12 protein-coding genes are annotated in these 16,699 nt (G+C 43.5%); 3 read left to right on the forward strand and 9 right to left on the reverse strand.

What is annotated here, in order from left to right; genetic code table 11:
• Positions 1-110 precede the first annotated feature (110 nt).
• From J2Z66_RS34485 to J2Z66_RS34500, 4 genes are all read right to left on the reverse strand, one after another.
• Entirely contained in the window at positions 111-1,892 is a 1,782-nt protein-coding gene (locus J2Z66_RS34485; protein WP_209977326.1) for an ABC transporter ATP-binding protein, read from the reverse strand.
• A 419-nt stretch (positions 1,893-2,311) separates the two neighbouring features.
• A complete protein-coding gene (locus J2Z66_RS34490; protein ID WP_209977327.1) occupies positions 2,312-4,471 on the reverse strand; it encodes a putative phage tail protein in 2,160 nt (719 codons plus the stop codon).
• A gap of 148 nt (positions 4,472-4,619) precedes the next feature.
• On the reverse strand, positions 4,620-6,335 hold the full coding sequence (locus tag J2Z66_RS34495) for an extracellular solute-binding protein (protein ID WP_209977328.1): 1,716 nt from the start codon (positions 6,333-6,335) through the stop codon (positions 4,620-4,622).
• A gap of 260 nt (positions 6,336-6,595) precedes the next feature.
• A complete protein-coding gene (locus J2Z66_RS34500) occupies positions 6,596-7,057 on the reverse strand; it encodes a hypothetical protein (protein ID WP_209977329.1) in 462 nt (153 codons plus the stop codon).
• A 200-nt stretch (positions 7,058-7,257) separates the two neighbouring features.
• Here J2Z66_RS34500 and J2Z66_RS34505 point away from each other — a divergent pair, with 200 nt between their 5' ends.
• The 3 genes from J2Z66_RS34505 to J2Z66_RS34515 are packed head-to-tail and all read left to right on the forward strand — an operon-like array spanning position 7,258 to position 8,770.
• Positions 7,258-8,082 carry a MerR family transcriptional regulator gene (locus tag J2Z66_RS34505; RefSeq protein WP_209977330.1) on the forward strand — a complete coding sequence of 275 codons (825 nt, stop codon included), beginning with the start codon at positions 7,258-7,260 and terminating at the stop codon, positions 8,080-8,082.
• Positions 8,079-8,453 carry a DMT family transporter gene (locus tag J2Z66_RS34510; RefSeq protein WP_245376068.1) on the forward strand — a complete coding sequence of 125 codons (375 nt, stop codon included), beginning with the start codon at positions 8,079-8,081 and terminating at the stop codon, positions 8,451-8,453. The genes J2Z66_RS34505 and J2Z66_RS34510 overlap by 4 nt, the downstream gene beginning before the upstream one ends.
• Complete coding sequence (locus J2Z66_RS34515) at positions 8,450-8,770, forward strand: DMT family transporter (protein ID WP_209977331.1); 321 nt, start codon at positions 8,450-8,452, stop codon at positions 8,768-8,770. The genes J2Z66_RS34510 and J2Z66_RS34515 overlap by 4 nt, the downstream gene beginning before the upstream one ends.
• A 74-nt stretch (positions 8,771-8,844) precedes the next feature.
• On the opposite strand, the gene J2Z66_RS34520 is transcribed toward J2Z66_RS34515, so the two are convergent.
• From J2Z66_RS34520 to J2Z66_RS34540, 5 genes are all read right to left on the reverse strand, one after another.
• The gene (locus tag J2Z66_RS34520; RefSeq protein WP_209977332.1) at positions 8,845-9,591 is read right to left on the reverse strand and encodes a DUF4253 domain-containing protein; all 747 of its coding nucleotides are present in this window, start codon (positions 9,589-9,591) and stop codon (positions 8,845-8,847) included.
• A gap of 18 nt (positions 9,592-9,609) precedes the next feature.
• Positions 9,610-10,326: a WGR domain-containing protein gene (locus tag J2Z66_RS34525; RefSeq protein ID WP_209977333.1), complete on the reverse strand. Its 717-nt coding sequence runs from the start codon at positions 10,324-10,326 to the stop codon at positions 9,610-9,612.
• Positions 10,327-10,571: 245 nt separating this feature from the next.
• Positions 10,572-10,736, reverse strand: coding sequence for a hypothetical protein (locus tag J2Z66_RS34530; protein WP_209977334.1), 165 nt, complete (start codon positions 10,734-10,736; stop codon positions 10,572-10,574).
• Between the two features lie 83 nt (positions 10,737-10,819).
• The gene (locus J2Z66_RS34535) at positions 10,820-11,488 is read right to left on the reverse strand and encodes a response regulator (protein WP_245376069.1); all 669 of its coding nucleotides are present in this window, start codon (positions 11,486-11,488) and stop codon (positions 10,820-10,822) included.
• Between the two features lie 16 nt (positions 11,489-11,504).
• Positions 11,505-16,595 carry an AAA family ATPase gene (locus J2Z66_RS34540; RefSeq protein ID WP_209977335.1) on the reverse strand — a complete coding sequence of 1,697 codons (5,091 nt, stop codon included), beginning with the start codon at positions 16,593-16,595 and terminating at the stop codon, positions 11,505-11,507.
• Between the last annotated feature and the right edge of the window lie 104 nt (positions 16,596-16,699).

The following is a 16,699-nucleotide window of genomic DNA, read 5'->3' on the forward strand; positions in this document are numbered from 1 at the left end:
CAATTAAAAACATTTAAAAAAACTTAAAGCAGCTCAAATGAGCTGCTTTAAGTTAACAATAAGCCAATATGGCTCTTATGGTGGAGGCATCTTAATCTACCACACTCATACTAAAGACTTTTTAATTTATAGAAATCGCCTTGCTTATCCATCAGTTCTTCATAGGTTCCGACCTCGGCAATCCGTCCCTTCTTCATGACCACAATCCGGTCGACATTACGAACGGTTGATAGACGATGGGCTACGATAAATGTCGTTCTTCCTTTAATCAGCTGTTCCATCGCTTGCTGCACATGCTTCTCAGAAATATTATCCAGTGCGGATGTTGCTTCATCCAGAATAATTATTTTTGGGTCTCTAACTAACGCTCTCGCAATCGCAATTCGCTGTCTTTGACCACCTGATAGCTTACCCCCATGCTCCCCGATGGAAGTATCCATGCCTTGCGGCAGATCATTGATTACATCCTGAAGGTTTGCCATCCAAATGGCTTGTTGAACTCTTTCTTCCGAAACCGTATCCAGACCATAGGTGATATTCTCGCGAATAGTTCCAGAAAATAAGATATTGTTCTGCATAACAAAAGCCAGGGATTGACGATATTCTTTCATACTTAGCTCCGTCATTGGAAGATTGTCCATGATAATCCTGCCTTTTTGAGGCTTATAGAACCCAATAATCAGATTTAATATCGTTGATTTACCTGCTCCCGATTCTCCAACAATACCAATTTTCTCCCCCGCCTTGACATGAAGATTAAAATCTTCTAAAACATGTTTATCGGAATCACTATACTGAAAGCTCACGCCCTCAAACTTGAAGTCCCCATGAATATGCTCTGGTTTATGGCTCCCTTTATATTCCTCTACTTCTTGAGAAAGAAGCACCTCTGTCACTGAATATAAGGATTCGAAACCTTTCATTAAATTAGGATAAACATTGAGAATCTGTGTTACAGAGCCAATCATCATACTAAAAAATCCTTGATACATAATAATATCGCCTATTTCCATGTATCCAAGATGTGCCAGATAAGCCGTAAAAAACAAACAGATGACTTGGAAAAGCTGAAACAACATCCAGCTAATAGAGCCAAAGGTCGCTTCAATCATGTCCATTTTAAATCCACCAGCACGAATATTTTCTAACGCATGATCAACCTTCTTTATTTCGGAATCTTCCAATCCATGCGCCCGGGTAACAGGAATCATCTCTACCGTTTCAGACACCTTGCCAGACATATTTTCAATATTTTGCCGAAACTCCCGATTGTACAATGTAATTCTCTTACGAAAAAATCGCACCAGAAAAGCCGCTGTAGGCACCATAAACACAAAAAACGCCGCCACATACCAGCTATGTGCTAAAGTAATCGATATAATTACACTAAGACTTATGAGCGCAGGAATGATAGAAAGTATAATCTGCCTCGACAAGAAATCAACCGCTTCCACATCACGAAGCACTTTGGATTGTATCTTACCTGCATTCATATCTCCATGATAGCTTAAAGACAATTTCTGAAGCTTTCTGATAAGTGTACTCCGTAAACCCGCTTCCACATGCCGCACAGACTTGCTCATAAAACGAATGTGAATTACATGTGTTGGAACATTCAGCGCAGTGATTAACACAATCACAATTAGGTTCATCCAGAATTCAAACATAGTGTGATTGTCTGGGTAACTAAGAATATTAATAATATTAGCTGTCACAATTGGCAAAATCCAAAGCGGAGATGTTCTAAGTACATAAAATAATCCTGATAACGATAATTTACCACGATGACCATGATACAAACGCCCTAATAAACGAAGAGGATTTAGACGTTTAGCCGGTGCTTGTTCAAACCATTTCGAGTAGTCTAGTGAATCGTGTGATGTCTGTTTCATGTCTTTCTCCCCCTTAATATTGGAAATTGTTTCAAATTTCAGTAAGATACATTTTACATGAGACGCATTCTAAAAGCTATCAATTTTATCCAGACAATGAAAAATACTACTCTCAAACATCGTTAAATGAATCGCACGCTCAAAAGGACTGTCCATAGAGGCTGCTTCCTGAGGGAAGTGGATAGTGGCAATAGGGAAATCTGTGTTTCCTTTCTGATTCCCTTGGTGAATGAACAGTCACACCGAGTACTTCATCACAATAAAGCTGCACCATGCTACTAATTCCTTTCACTCCAGGCATCCCCAAAACTTATACTTTAATAAGTTTCACAAAAAAAAAACATCCCATAAAATCTATGGGATGTTCTGCATGGGATCTTTTTGTAATCATTAATGAAATCATTGGGGAAACCACGTACCTAATTGCCAGTAAGAACTCTTCGCTCCAGCCAATCTGTGTTTAGGACATTACCAGTGCCGTTGGTTATCCTTTGCCAGCCGACAATCATGTATTTATTTGGGGCTGTTCCTGCTTGTAGAGGGGTGGCTAATGTTATAGAATCACCGATCTTCCATGTGGATTGTGCAGGAAGAGCTGCAAAGGTAAGCGCTTGACTACCTGACCTCTGTCCATTTACAACGATAGTGTCCTCTATAGAGTAAGATGCGGATATATCTATTCTATTTCCTTCCATGTGAAGGCGTTCTAGTGTGGCAGGTGCTCCATAATTACCTAGAAAAATGCCCTGATATGTAGTTCCTGTCCCTCCGCTGATATCATTGGATGATATGATCATACCACCTTGCGTTCCAGACACATGCATACCTTGTGGAGTGGGTACACTTGTGGCCCCTTGGAGGTTGCAAATTACATTAGATTTTATTATCGTATTGTAAACGGATCCAAGAGCCCCTAGCCCTACACAAATCCCTCTGCAAAAACCATTGAGCAAATTATCAGTTATCATCGTATCTTTCATATAACCATTTGCAGCAGCACAGACCAAAATTCCAATGTTAGAAGATCTGTCGGTACAATACAATTGATTCCCAGTAACCGTCATCCGGTCACCCCCGCCATCTTGCATATTCAGGAATACAGCGGTCTTTGGGAAGCCCATACCCGGATTTAGAATTTCACCTGCAATAATGTGGATTCTGTTTTGTCCAATCAGAACATCCGATGTGCCGAGACCTATAGGATTAATGCTGAACAAACCAACACCAAACCACGAAACAGTAAAGGAATTCCCTGTTATGCTAATTCCCCTTGAAGGTGTTTGCTGATTACCAGAAATCCATAGCCCTTGCGTATAATTATTTACAATATTATTAGTGAAGAGATTTTCAGACCCATGAAGCTCAGCAGCGACTACTGGTCCTGCAATACCTGTGGAAACTGTAGGATGATCAAATACGCAGTCATGAACATTTATGGAATCGCCCCACATGTAAATAGAAGAGTGGTCACTACTATCGATACCGTTGTTGTAAAATCTGCAAAAACTTATCTCCACATTATTGCTATGTACACCGGGGGCTTCTTGCTGCCCTGTAGCAATACAAGTAACTCCAGGGGAGTTAATAAATTCGCAATTAGTAATCTTTGAGTTATACAACCTCGCGTCAGCGCCGGAAGTGGCTACAGTTCCAGAGATGAAGATTCCTGCACAATTAAAAGCGTTATAGCTGCCGCTGCTTCTATTTGGACTAATTCTATTGTTAGCCCCGTTCACATCAAATGTAATACCTTCGACATAAAGATTATTTATTACCGTATTTCCAGCTATTATATTATAGTATTTGGGGCTAGCATCGGTAGATTCATTATTCTTTAGCTTGAATATTGTTTTTCCAATACCTGCCCCTATCAGATTCATTTTATCCCGCGCAATTAAAGAACAAACAGAAGGTCCGCCAGCAAGCGTAATATTTTTTGCCAGCGTTAATAAATAGGTCCCTTCCGGGAAATAAAGAGGGCTGCCTGCGTCAATAGCTGCCTGAATGGCTGCTGTATCATCCGCCGTACCATTTGCCCGTGCACCGAACATATACGGGGTAAACCTTTCCTCATACAAACGAATCAGACAGCCGGTTCCTGTTGGAGCTGTTTCTCCTGTTTTATTGAGAAAACCCACCAGACCCGCTGCTGTTCCATTCCATGGAACAGTGGCAGAAATAATGGTGCCACCATTATGAGCTGATTTTGCGCGGGTTTTATCCACATAGAAGATGCCGCCGCCCATTTTTGTGCTCGGATGAAAGCCACTTATAATGACATGCTGGCCATCAGTAAGCGAAGTTAAATTAAGATTTTGAATATCTGCAACACTTTTCAGAGAAATGACATCACCAATGCTGCTTTTTTTGGATGCATGGACGGACTGAGGACTGCTTAGCAGCAAACCGCCAGCCGCAACAACCGCCCCCAAACTCCCCACCGCAGCTAGAAATTTCCTCCTGCCTAAAGCTTGCGTTGAAAGAAGCAGCTCTTTATCTCCGTCTGAACCTTGGCCTTGCTCTCTAACTGTTCCTTGCTGTTCATCACTTTTCTTGAAATGATCCATGGTTTCTGGCATATTGTACTCCTCCTGAATATGAGAATTGATAAAGATTCTTTGGTAACATTCCCCACTTATGCACTATCCATATCCATAACGACGGCAGGCGTTTCAATCCCATCCATGATCTGTTACACAACTGTCGCCCCCCTTCTTTGATCCCGGCTTATTTTTTCGTTTTATACCATTCATTCACATCGGCCAAGATCTCATTTCCTCCTAGCTCCAACCATCGCTTAACGAATGTATCGAATTCTTCGATGGGAGATAGCCCAAGTATGATCTTGGTGAATGTTTCCGCTTGCAACTTGGATAGTGCTGGAGCATTTTGCACGATAGATTCAAGAGGTGATGTTGAAAATTCATCATTCATATAGAGATTGTTCGTTCGATAGTAGTTGGATACCGACAAGGCTTGCCCTTTACTGAATATCAGGTTCCAGCTCCAGTTGGTCAGATCTCCGGATTGGAATTTCAGAATTTTCTCATAAACACCTTTATCTTCTGGGGTTAATTTGGATGTTTCGTTAGTTTCTAGCGCATTAATGATCCTTAAGCTTTCTTCTATATTCTTGAATGCCTTATACGCAGCCATATTATTGAGAAGCCAGACCTGGTTGCCATCCTCAGGAGCAGTATTAAACTTCTGATAAATCTCGTCCGACGTATTTTCATAAAACGTTTTAACCCAGAAATCGAGCATTTTAAGAATCGCCTCGGGATGCTCGACTTCCTTTTTCACAACCCAATAGCTATTTACGCCCAAGGACACTTGGGATTTGGCAGGATTACCGTCAACCGACATGATCGGAAACGCTTTCCATTCCATGGAAGGGTCTTTGTCTTTAGCCGCTTGCAGAGGATACAACCCTGCATAATACGCATAGTACATCATTCCGATCTTGCCGTTAGCGATCATCTCGAATACTTTGGTAATATCTTTTGCTCCGAATTCAGGGTCGATTTGCTTCGATTTAAACATCTCATTCAATTTGGCTAATGCGGATTTCATTTCAGATCGAGTAGCTCCGAAGGTCAAATTGCCATCGCTATCTTTTACCACAATGTCCGGATAGGCATGAAAGCTGTTAAAGAAACCGTTCAAAAGCATAAAATCTTTATCTACCGCCAAACCAAAAGTATCTTGTTTACCGTTATGATCAGGATCTTGGGTGGAGAAAGCCTCGCTGATTTTCATGAGATCATCCATCGTCTTTGGCTCTGGAAGTTTGAGGGCATCTAGCCAATCCGTACGAATGAAAACCATTTGTGAACCTTCCCTACTTGGATTCGTAAAAGGAATGGCCATTAGCTTGCCGTCAATGGTAGCAGAATCTAATGCCATGGTTCCCTCTTCAGTCAGCAAACTCTTTACTCTTTCGGAAGCGTATTCATTATATACCTCAGAAAGATCAGCAAGCATGCCCGCTTCGGCAAGCTGTTTGAACTGAGTTGCATTTACCCGGAAGAAATCCGGAATGTCGCCGGAAGCAATGGTCAAATTCATTTTTTGATCTATTTGGCTTGAATCCACAGCCCACAAGGTCTTAACTTTAATGCCATATTCCTCTTCATAAGCACGAGTCCAAACATTATTCTGGATGGAATCCCCATCTGTGAACTTGACTGTGTTTTCCTGAGTTCTCACCGTCGTCAATGTAATAGGCGGATCATATTTCCCGTCTTTGACCGCATTCTCCGATTCTATGACCTGTAAAGCTTCAGAGTTGTTTTGCGCAGTATTCGCGCCAGGAGTTTCCGCTTCATTCCCTCCACTGTTACCGCTATTGCTGCTATTACTGCTGCAAGCTGACAAGACCAAAAAACCTGCCAAAACCACCACAAACATAAACCTGTTCAAAGATATGCTCCCTTTTTTCACTTCCAGTTCCCCCTGTATCGAAGTTGGCCAATCAGAATAGTGGGTACTCCTGAGCTTTCCATCTGAGCACACCTTGATTATATAGGTGCATGTTCTCTCCTTGATAGATGCAATTTCCGTACTTTTATTCCCATTCTGGTATTGTGCCTGGTAAAGATCAATTGATGAATAGATGTTTGGTTAATGTGTGCTTATTCGCTTCCTTGAAAGTACACGAAAAGAAGCGACCTATGGATCGCCCCTTCACGTGCTACTACACTTTACTTAGTTTTTATACTCCGGTAATAATCACTAAGACTATTTGGAATATGCCCAATGGCAAAAATCACACTGAAGATAAATAAATAGGTGGAGTGAGTAATGACTGAGGCGAACAGAAAATAAAGAATTGGAAAAATAGCTAAAGGCACTGGAACACCCAGCAATGGAGAGAACAGCAATTTAAACTCCCTATTATTCCTAAAATATCTTACCCATCCAAAATAGTACATAAAAAGAGATAGTAACATCACAATTAGTGAGATTATTTCGTATACATTTTGAATTTGTATAGAAAAAAATATGGGGACTATGATCACCCCAAATCTCCCAATGCCTTCTACTACCGCTAAGATCAGGCTTTTCTTTTTTTCACTAGGCACAATCTGCGGCTTTAATTTTAAGAAAATCAGGTTCGGCAACAATATCATAAACGGTATCCATAGACTCGCTGGATGAAGCAATGCTGTGCCCCCTTTTTGAAGTTCAAGTGCCCTTAGTATACTGTAAATATTAGTAATTAGGAACTTTATCTAAGTTGTTTCCCAAGTTGAAATAAGCAAGGTCCAATCCCTCCCGCTCCTCTTCCCCACCAACACCTTGACTCTCCCCTATACGTCATGGTTTACTATGTTCATATTACAGACACGGAGGATGGGAGCCGATGTACAGAATTGGGAAGCTCGCGCAGGAAGCTGGCATTTCTATAAGGACACTGCGGTATTATGACAAGCTTGGGCTGCTTAAGCCAACTATGGTATCTGAATCCGGATACAGATATTACACCAACGAAGACGTTATGCGGCTTCAGCATATATCGACGCTCAAGCAGCTCGGCTTTACTCTCGCGGAAATTGCGAATGTGCTATCTTCAGCAGAGCAAGAAGGTAATCGGGCTGAAAGCTGGAAGCATGCCATTCGCCTGCAGATCGAGGAAGTCCGCAAGGAGCAAAAACGTCTGCACCTCCTGGACCGCATGCTGCACATAACACTTCATACGGTAGAGGTCCGGGGGGACGTAAATGCCGAAGAAGTGCTAGGATTTATCCAGATTACAGAAGCAAATACAGCAACCGGGGAAAACGGTAAGCTGCGGGATGCGCTTCGAAAGGCGAATTTCACGCAGGAAGAGCTGCCCATCCTCGAAGCATTGCCTTCACTTGACACAGATGACCCGCGGAATCTGAATTGGCTGCGGCTGCTGAAAGAGGTGCACGAGAGGCTGAATGTTCCCCATGATTCCGATTCGGAATCAGACTTGGAGTCAGAGGATCGACTAGCTGAAAAGCTGCTGACTGTTGGCGAAGAGCTGTTTCAGGGGAGCGACCAATTATTCGAAAAATATTGGGAATGGGTCCGGCCGGAACCAGGCAAACATGAGAAGGTGCTTGGACTCGATGGTGAAACAATGGCCTACATCGATAGGATCGTAGATGCTTATTTGCTCAGACAGCAAGAGAATACAACGAAAGGACGAGATGAATCTTGAGTGATAAGATCCCGTTAGAGAAAACAGATAAAAAAGATAAAGTCATTTCAAAAAATAAGGCATGGCTTTATGTGGCGCTGGGCGGCGCTCTGGAAATCGTCTGGGCGTCCGGGTTTAAATACGAGGCGGTACCCCAAATCCTCGTACTGATTTCGCTATTGACCAGCTTCGATTTGATTATCAGAGCTACCAAGGTACTGCCTGTCGGCACGGTTTATGCGGTGTTCGCCGGACTGGGGACAGTAGGCACCGTGATCGTCGAAGCTATCGCAGAAGGCAGTATTAGTGCAGCAAAGATAGGGCTTATCTTGATGCTGCTGTTGTTTATTTTCGGATTGAAATTAACGGCTGGCAAGGAGGGAATCCGATGAGTTCTGCATGGGGGATGTTAATCGCAGCTGGACTGTTGGAGATCGTTGGAGTCATCGGGATTAAGCGGGTTGCTGAGAAGAACAACTGGACCAACAACATTATCCTGATTGGAGGGTTCATATGCAGCTTTCAATTACTGCTCGGCGCACTTGAGACCATCTCACTCTCCACTGGTTATGCAGTCTGGACGGGGATTGGCACAGTTGGTGCCGCTGTTGTGGGGATGCTCTTCTTTAAAGAATCAAAAAGCCTGATGAGGATGGTTTGCATACTTGGTGTTATCTTTTGTGTGGTTGGTTTGAAGCTGTTGGAATAACCGTTTCTGTGGAAGAGGCTGCAGCCCATCTTGTCGTGGGCACAGCCCTCATCATCACTCGTATATCATGTTCATCAATCCCACCAAAAGTACCATGCTGTAGAACCTTTTAATTGGCTTGCAAGCGCACGGATACTGTCTCCACCTTTTCCTGCCTGCATCACAATATCATAGCAAAAAGCGAACTGTTCTTTTGCCAGTATTTCTGCTTCCACTTCGGACTTTGGCGGATTTGTAAGTTCCAACTCCCAATTCTCATAAGTCACTAGACCAGGAACTGCCCCATATTTCTGGTGCCAGCGGCGGAAAACCGCCATTTGCTCCTTAGGATTTGGACAGTCATTAAAACCGCCCATAGGAATCCATGCTGCAAGCTCCCAAGGGTTTCGAGTAGGAATTTTAGCTAGAATAATTTCCTTATGAGGTGTATTTCCATCCATATGGCTGTAGAAATAGCCGCTTGATTCGACCTCCGAAAATTCGCCTAATACATTTATATCCTTGTGCATATCCATGTATTCCGCAAGCCGATCAGCCAAGAACGCACCCACATCCAGCTTTTCAGCTTCCTTGATGACATTTGCACGATAAGCAGCAATACCCTCTGTCGTGTTTTCCACATCAAAATCATCAAAGATAAATTCAATTGTTTCAGCCAGCGTATCACTTGCAACAACAATCAATGGGATGAATCCATCTTCTTTGCCTAGCTCAGTGAGTTCGTTAAAGCGGCGGAGAATGTTCTCGCCACTCTTTTCATTTTCAAACAGCTCATAATCACAATTCAAAAAATCTAGTATGGCTTTACAATCATCGGTCATAACTAAAACTCCTTTTTTTCAGAAAGATTTCAAATCTTCAATCATTTTATTTAATAGTTCCGAATGCTCGCCCCAGTTCAAAACTTTTGCTGTTATTTTCATCCTTTCCATGGAGTCGATCGCACATTGCCTTAGTTGATTATCCACTTTCCCTGTTATTTTTATCTGACCAAAAGCCACAGCATAAGTGATCATATCACTTTGCGTCATGTCCATCTCGTCAGTTTCGACTAATTTTTTTACTTCCTCTTCTTTAAGGCTGCTAACGGGAATATATTTCATTCCCCATTCATGTTCGATCATATATTTAGGAAAATCAACAAAGTTCTGCTGACTTTTATTTCTCAGATTTTCGCTTAGTATTGACAATGCATCTGAACCTTCATCACTACCGAACGGTGCTTCTTCATCCGCGCAGTCATAATAAAAATCGTCGTTAAAATGTTTTACAAAATTTGGATGGGAAGTCTTTGAATGCGGCCCTATTTCCTCATCATCAAAATAAAAACGATCTATAAAATCAAAATCATAGGCAGGCTGATAGCCCTTTTTCAGTTTTTTGGTAATAAGCGATTCAGCTTGTTTGGTGCATTCCTCTTCAGAATCAAATTCTTTGAGTTCATATTTTCCCGTAGAGCCTGTCTTTCCATAATTAACAGCTAAGTCACAGCCACTATAATCTATCCACCAAAATTTACTAGATTTCTCATCTTGAAAGGTAAATGCCTTTTTCAACTCCAAATTCCTCCAAAAATATGAACTTAGTACTTTGTTAATTTTAACAAGTTTCCAAACAAAACGCTAATAATGGGTAGGAAAAGCTTTTATGACAGTTGAGTATGAGAAAAAACACAAGCTGGCGATTTATTCTGCCAACTTGTGTTTTCCCTAAAAAAAGGATATAAGGTATCTGATGCGCCTTAAGACGCTAATGAATAAAGCTTCCGACATAAATACGATCAGCCGGCATTTGAAGCAGCTCATTTTTTACCCTTCGTCTTCTTAGTAACCTTGGTTTTAAACCCGAGTCTGCGCCTTGTATGCTTGCCCAGCTTGTACCAAAGCTTCCCTTCATCATCGCGAAAAAACTTAATGCCAATCTTGCTTAAAGGCGTCCACACTTCGCTAAAATAATAATATGGCATTCTCTCGCCCCCTCCATATAACAATAGGAGGAAAAGCATAAATCCACTAGTGTCGGTTGTCATACCCATTGTCATATGACATTTTACGGGTGCTGTTTGCGCAGCAGCCGGACGATAGCTTCAGCCCGATTATTAACCTCAAGCTTGCTGTATATGGTGCTCACATAATTACGTACGGTGCCCTCCGATATTTGTAAATCTTCAGCAATTTCCTTGTTGGACAGCCCCTTCATCACCAATCTGGACACCTCATCCTCCCTGTCTGTTAAGCGCATTTCACCCATTGAACCCTCATATTCATGTTCTTTGCGAGCTAAGCGGGCAGCTAATTTCTCCGCAATGACACCTTGCAGTACGAATTGGCCAGCAGCTGCGTCACGAATGGCGCTGATCAGCCTATCACCGTCCATATCCTTGAGAATATAGCCGCTCGCCCCGCTCGAAAGTCCTTCCACGATATAGCTATCATCTACAAAAGTAGTCAAAATCAGGATCACTATATGAGGAAAATCGCGCTTAATGCTTTTTATACTGGCTATCCCGTCCATAACAGGCATTTGGATATCCATCAATATCAGATCAGGCAGCAAGGCAGCTGCCAGCTCGTAGGCCTCCATGCCATTTTTGGCCATACCGACAACATCCATATCTTCTTCCGAATCCAAAATTGTTTTCAAACCTTCGCGAGTGAGGAATTGATCATCCGCTATCATAAGTCTGTACAAGCGACTATCTGTAATCTTCATCTTCATCCATCTTTGCCTCCTCCTACAAAAGGTAGGGTATAACTATTTGCAGCAAACACCCTTGCCCTGTTACTGGCTCTATATATAAGTTCCCGCCTAAACCCTCAACCCGGTCTCTCATCGCCGTAAGTCCAAACCCAGGGTTTATTTGGTCCGCTCCTTCGCCATTGTCCTCCAATCGAAAAACAAGAAGGTTACCTTCAGTTTTCAATGTAAAATGGAATATGTCTGCAGCACCATGCCGTATCCCATTGGTCAAACCTTCCTGAAGCGCATGGTAGATAACGTGATTATAAACACCAGTTAGCTCTGGAATTTGCTTAATAGTAACATGTATGCTAACGTTGGCCTGATGCTCGGTATTCCGAATCAGTTTAAGAAGCTCTTCCTTGAGATCAAAGGACTCTCCTTGCTTCAGCATATGGACGGAGCGACGGATTTCTGATAAACTATGCCGGAGCTGGTCTTGCACATTTTGCAATCTCACTCTCGCATCTTCCTTGTTAGTATGAAGCTGCCTCTTCCCGGCTTCGATTTGCAGTATGCTTGATGTTAGTGCATGCCCTACAATATCATGAACCTCCGCAGAAATACGGTTGCGCTCAGATTGGATCGATACTTGCGTCAACGCTGCCGCTGTTTCCTCCATTGCATGCTCCAGTGTGCGTGTCCTTTCCTTGACTTGATCCTCCAGACTGTTTTTTAACCGTTCTATGTTCGTATATAACCTTGCATTATCGATGGAAATAGCGCATTGCGAGCAAAGCAGCTTCAACACATCCATCCTGCCATGCGTGAAAACACCTGCAGACATATTGTTTTCCAAGTACAAAATACAAACCATCTGGTTATTTTTGACGATCGGCATACAAACAACTGACTTCAGCTTTCTCTTCTGAACATACGTACTGTTCGTAAATAATCCTTCACTTGAAGCATCCTCAAGCACAATTTCCTCCATCGTTCGCGCCACATAACCGACAATCGCTGTTGATACCTTGTCCGTGCTATCCAACATTTCACTTGCCAGTTCGATATGGCCGGCCGTTCCATAGGCTTCAACGAACAGGACATGCTCCTGCTCGAAAATCAGGGCTCCCCTCTCAGCACCAGCATTCTGGAGCAGGATCCGCATCAACGTATCCAGTAATTTCTCCATCACTACCTCCTGAGATATCGCCTGCACCGATTTCATTACAGCATAGTAATCGATGCCGTCAACAGGAGACTTGTTGTCGATAAGCAGCAGGTGCTTGAAGCGGGCTTCCAAGTCGGCAGCCTTTGCCTTTGCTCCCCAGTTCAAATAAGCTTGATGAGCGCGGGTCATACACACAGCTGCCAGATAAACATTACCTTGCCCAAGATGGAATTTCCCTGCACATTCCGAAGCAATCGCCATATTGTGGACATGCCCATGCTTTTCCGCGTCAACATAAGCTTCTTCGTATAAACGTTCGGCCTTGAGCTTAAGCCTTGTCACACGCGAAATTTCCGCCGCGAGCAGCAAATATTTATGCTTATAGTTTTCTGGACAACGCTTAGCGATACGCTTCATGTGGTTTTTATAATGCTGCATGAGCTTCAAGAATTGCCGTTGTTCTTGCGGACTTACTGAGTCATAGAGCGCAGCCATAATAAGGACATAGTACATGCCATGAGCCCCATACTCATACTCTCCTTTTTTACGCCCCTCGTTAAGCTTGTCCGCTTTAAGTACATAAATATAAGCTTCCTTGTATCGCCCAAACAAATAACTGGTTAAATAGCTCATAAAATATATGCCATCCAGAAGCCCTTGATCATGCTTACCTTGATCGATTAGAGTAAAAGACTCATCGTACACATCGATGTCAGTAAAAGGATCGTTATCATGGGGCTCACCAGTTAAACGGACAAATAACTGCGCCAAAACAACTGCAGAATTGAATTGTCTACTGCTGTGATTTCGTTTTATCTCATATGCATGGTTTACGATTAATTGATAGGCTCCTTCAATCGGCTTGCCAAGAAATAAGGCTATTGCGCTTGCGAACAAAATACTCATATTTACATGCCACAAACTGCCAGTCTCCAGCCTTGTCCGTTCAATATTGCCGACAAACCTGTCATACAAATCAGGATCATAACGACGCCAGCTATCGTAACATATAGAAAAGGCATTGATGGTAATAGCACGCACCCTCGGATGAGATTCAGACATTTCGCACGCGAGCATTCCCCACTTATAGGCATCTTTATATTTCCGGGTCTGCATCGTATGCAGGATAGCCATGCCCACATAAGCAATCGATGATTCTGGAGCACAACCGTAGTCAAGTGTCAGTTCCAACATAACCAGAATTGAGCTTGCCCAGCTCTGCCTGTCGTACATAAAATAAACGACTCCCATGCTTGTAAATACAGCAATAGCAGCCAAATATCTAGGATCTGTCATCGGCGGGAGACTGCGAAGTGACTCTACACTTCGGCCACGAAGCTTCCACTGAATCCTAAGCCAATGGCGAAGTAAGCTTATATTTGTTGTCTCCGGAAGTTGCCGAACCTGAAGCAGTTGGAGCGCTTTGTGTCCCAGGTCGATCACTTTATGGTAATTGTATTGATTCGATTCCAGCTCGATGATTGTAATGTAGAGCTGCGCGCTTCTAAGATCAGAATCCGATTTTTGCAATAGTGCTTCAAACAATTTATCAGCTTCATCGAAGTTTGCGCACAGAAATTCACATATTGCCCGCTCTTGAAACGTTTGATACATCGCTTCATAATCCGTTTGCCAGTCTTTCTCCTCAAGCAGCATGGTTGCTTGCCGATAATAGCGCAGCGCAGCTTCATAGGCTGTCGATTGCTTGGCTTTCTGCCCGGCCAGATCATTAAGAACCGCCAATTCCCGCCTTTCAGCTTCATTCCGAATACAGGAAATAGCTGCATTCAGATGTTTGACGACTTCAAACAGCAGCATCTCCTGCTGAGAATGTGTATGCAAGCGGCTTTTCAATAACTGGCCAACCTGTCGATGCCAGGACGCACGCTCCTCCTCAGGAACAAGAGAATACAAATCCTGCAGAATACGATCATGCTGGAAAACAAAAGCAGCTGCACCTGATGGGCTGCTTCCCGCGGCATGGAGCAAACCAGCTTTCACGGCTTGCTCCATGCCCGCGGCTGCTTCTGTCAAGGACAGACTGGTAAGCTGTGTGAGCAGCTCCAGATCGAACTTCCTTCCAAGGAACGCCGCCCAGCTCAACAATCGCCGTGTAGACAACGGAATGCCGTCAAGCTTGCTGGATAAGTAACCAATTGCACGCCCCGTCGCTTCAATACCAGACATTTGCTGCAAATCCCACTGCCAGCTGCGATCCAGACCTTGAAAGGTCACAAACCCCTGATCGTAGGCATGCTGAAGAAAGGGCTTGATATAAAAGGGATGACCGTCGGTTTTTAGCATCATAACCGCAGTCAGTTCTTCCAAATTGCCGGACGTGGTACCCATAGTATCAGCAAGCAGCAGCTTGATATCCTCCGCCTCTAGTGGAAAAAGGCGAATGGAGACCACTTGTTTCTCCTTTTCCACCCATAGATCTTTCAATTGATCCATAGGGTGTGACAGTTCAAGCTCTTCTTCCCGGCAAGCGCCGATCAGCAGCAGATATTGGGATTGCCAGTACAGCATCAGCTGGTTGATGAACTGTAGGGAAGCATCATCTGCCCACTGCAAATCATCAAGAAAAATAATGAGCGGATGACCCGCATCTGCAAAAACATGAATAAACCGGTTCAGAATAAGATGAAAACGATTTTGCGCCTCCATTGCGGGCAGGTTCGGAACATGGGGTTGGGGGCCTATCAATAGTTCTAACTGGGGCACCAATTCAACGAGTAACTGGCCGTAATCACCAATTCCCTCCATAATCCTCAGCTTCCACAGCTCAATTTCCCTTTCCTTTCCTGTAAGCAGCTGCGCCACGAGCTCCTCTATCGCCTGTTTCCATGCTGAATATGGAGTATCCGATTGAAACGGTGCAAATTTCCCGGATATCAACAAGCCATATGAAGCCTGTTTCCGCAGCGTATCACGTATGAAGGTGGTTTTGCCTATACCTGCTTGGCCGCTGACAAGTACAAATTCGGACTTCCCGCTAGAGATACGTTCTCTCGCCTGAAGCAATTGTTCCTTCTCTTTTCTGCGGCCATACATGATCGGGGAAATGTGCAATTGCTCTGACTCATCCTGGTCAGCCAACTCAAATGGGACCACATTGCCAGTTTGGCTCCATTGATCCATGCATGCCAGCAGATCCGTTTCTATACTGAATGCGCTGCGATAACGCGCTTCAGGCGCTTTTTGCATACATTTAAGAACTAGCTCGGAGACAGTCAATGGAATTAAAGGATCCCTCTCATTCAACGGAAGCGGCATGCCTGCAATATGCGAATGAATGAGTTCCAATGCATCCTTCGTATAAAAGGGCAGGCTGCCGGTAAACCACTCATATAAAGTAACACCCAGAGAATAAAAATCTGTGCGATAATCCGACATACGATTCACTCTTCCCGTCTGCTCCGGCGACATGTAGGGAAGCATCTCTATAGATAAATTCGATTGTTCGGTATGCACTGGATGCTCGTGAAGATGAGAAGATTGACGAAAACCGGCAAGCTTCACTTCCATTGTTCTAGTATTAATAAGGATATGAAAAGGATAAATAGCATTATGTACGATATGTTTCCGGTGAATCTGCTTGAGGCATCCGGCGAGCTTTGAAGCTATATCAAGCAGGTTATGCATGCTGAATTCTGTAGCCGATCCCAGCTGCTCATGACTTCGGTTCCTTATCAACTGAGATAATGGAATACCATTGAAATCCTCAACCAGTAATACCGGCCTATGCCCACTCCATTCCAAACATACTGGTTTCACTGCGCCACCACCGTCCAGCTTGCCCAATACTTCATATTCGCTTTTATAGGACGCTATTGCTTTCTCTCCGGGATATTCATCTCTTGTTGTGATGGCTATCACACGGATTCCTTCCTTTATATGTATACATCGATAATAGAATGTATCGGAGCTTTCTCCTATGCATTCTATTGTTCGATAGCCTGGCAGCTTTAGCATGCATGCTGACCTCCCATCCCTCCTATATTTCGACAAAATACGAGCAATTTCCTTCATCAAATAGGATTAGTGGGGCAGCGATCATCTTTTGTCAAGCTGGAGGA

The sequence above is a fragment of the Paenibacillus eucommiae genome (assembly GCF_017874215.1).
Classification (GTDB): domain Bacteria; phylum Bacillota; class Bacilli; order Paenibacillales; family NBRC-103111; genus Paenibacillus_AI; species Paenibacillus_AI eucommiae.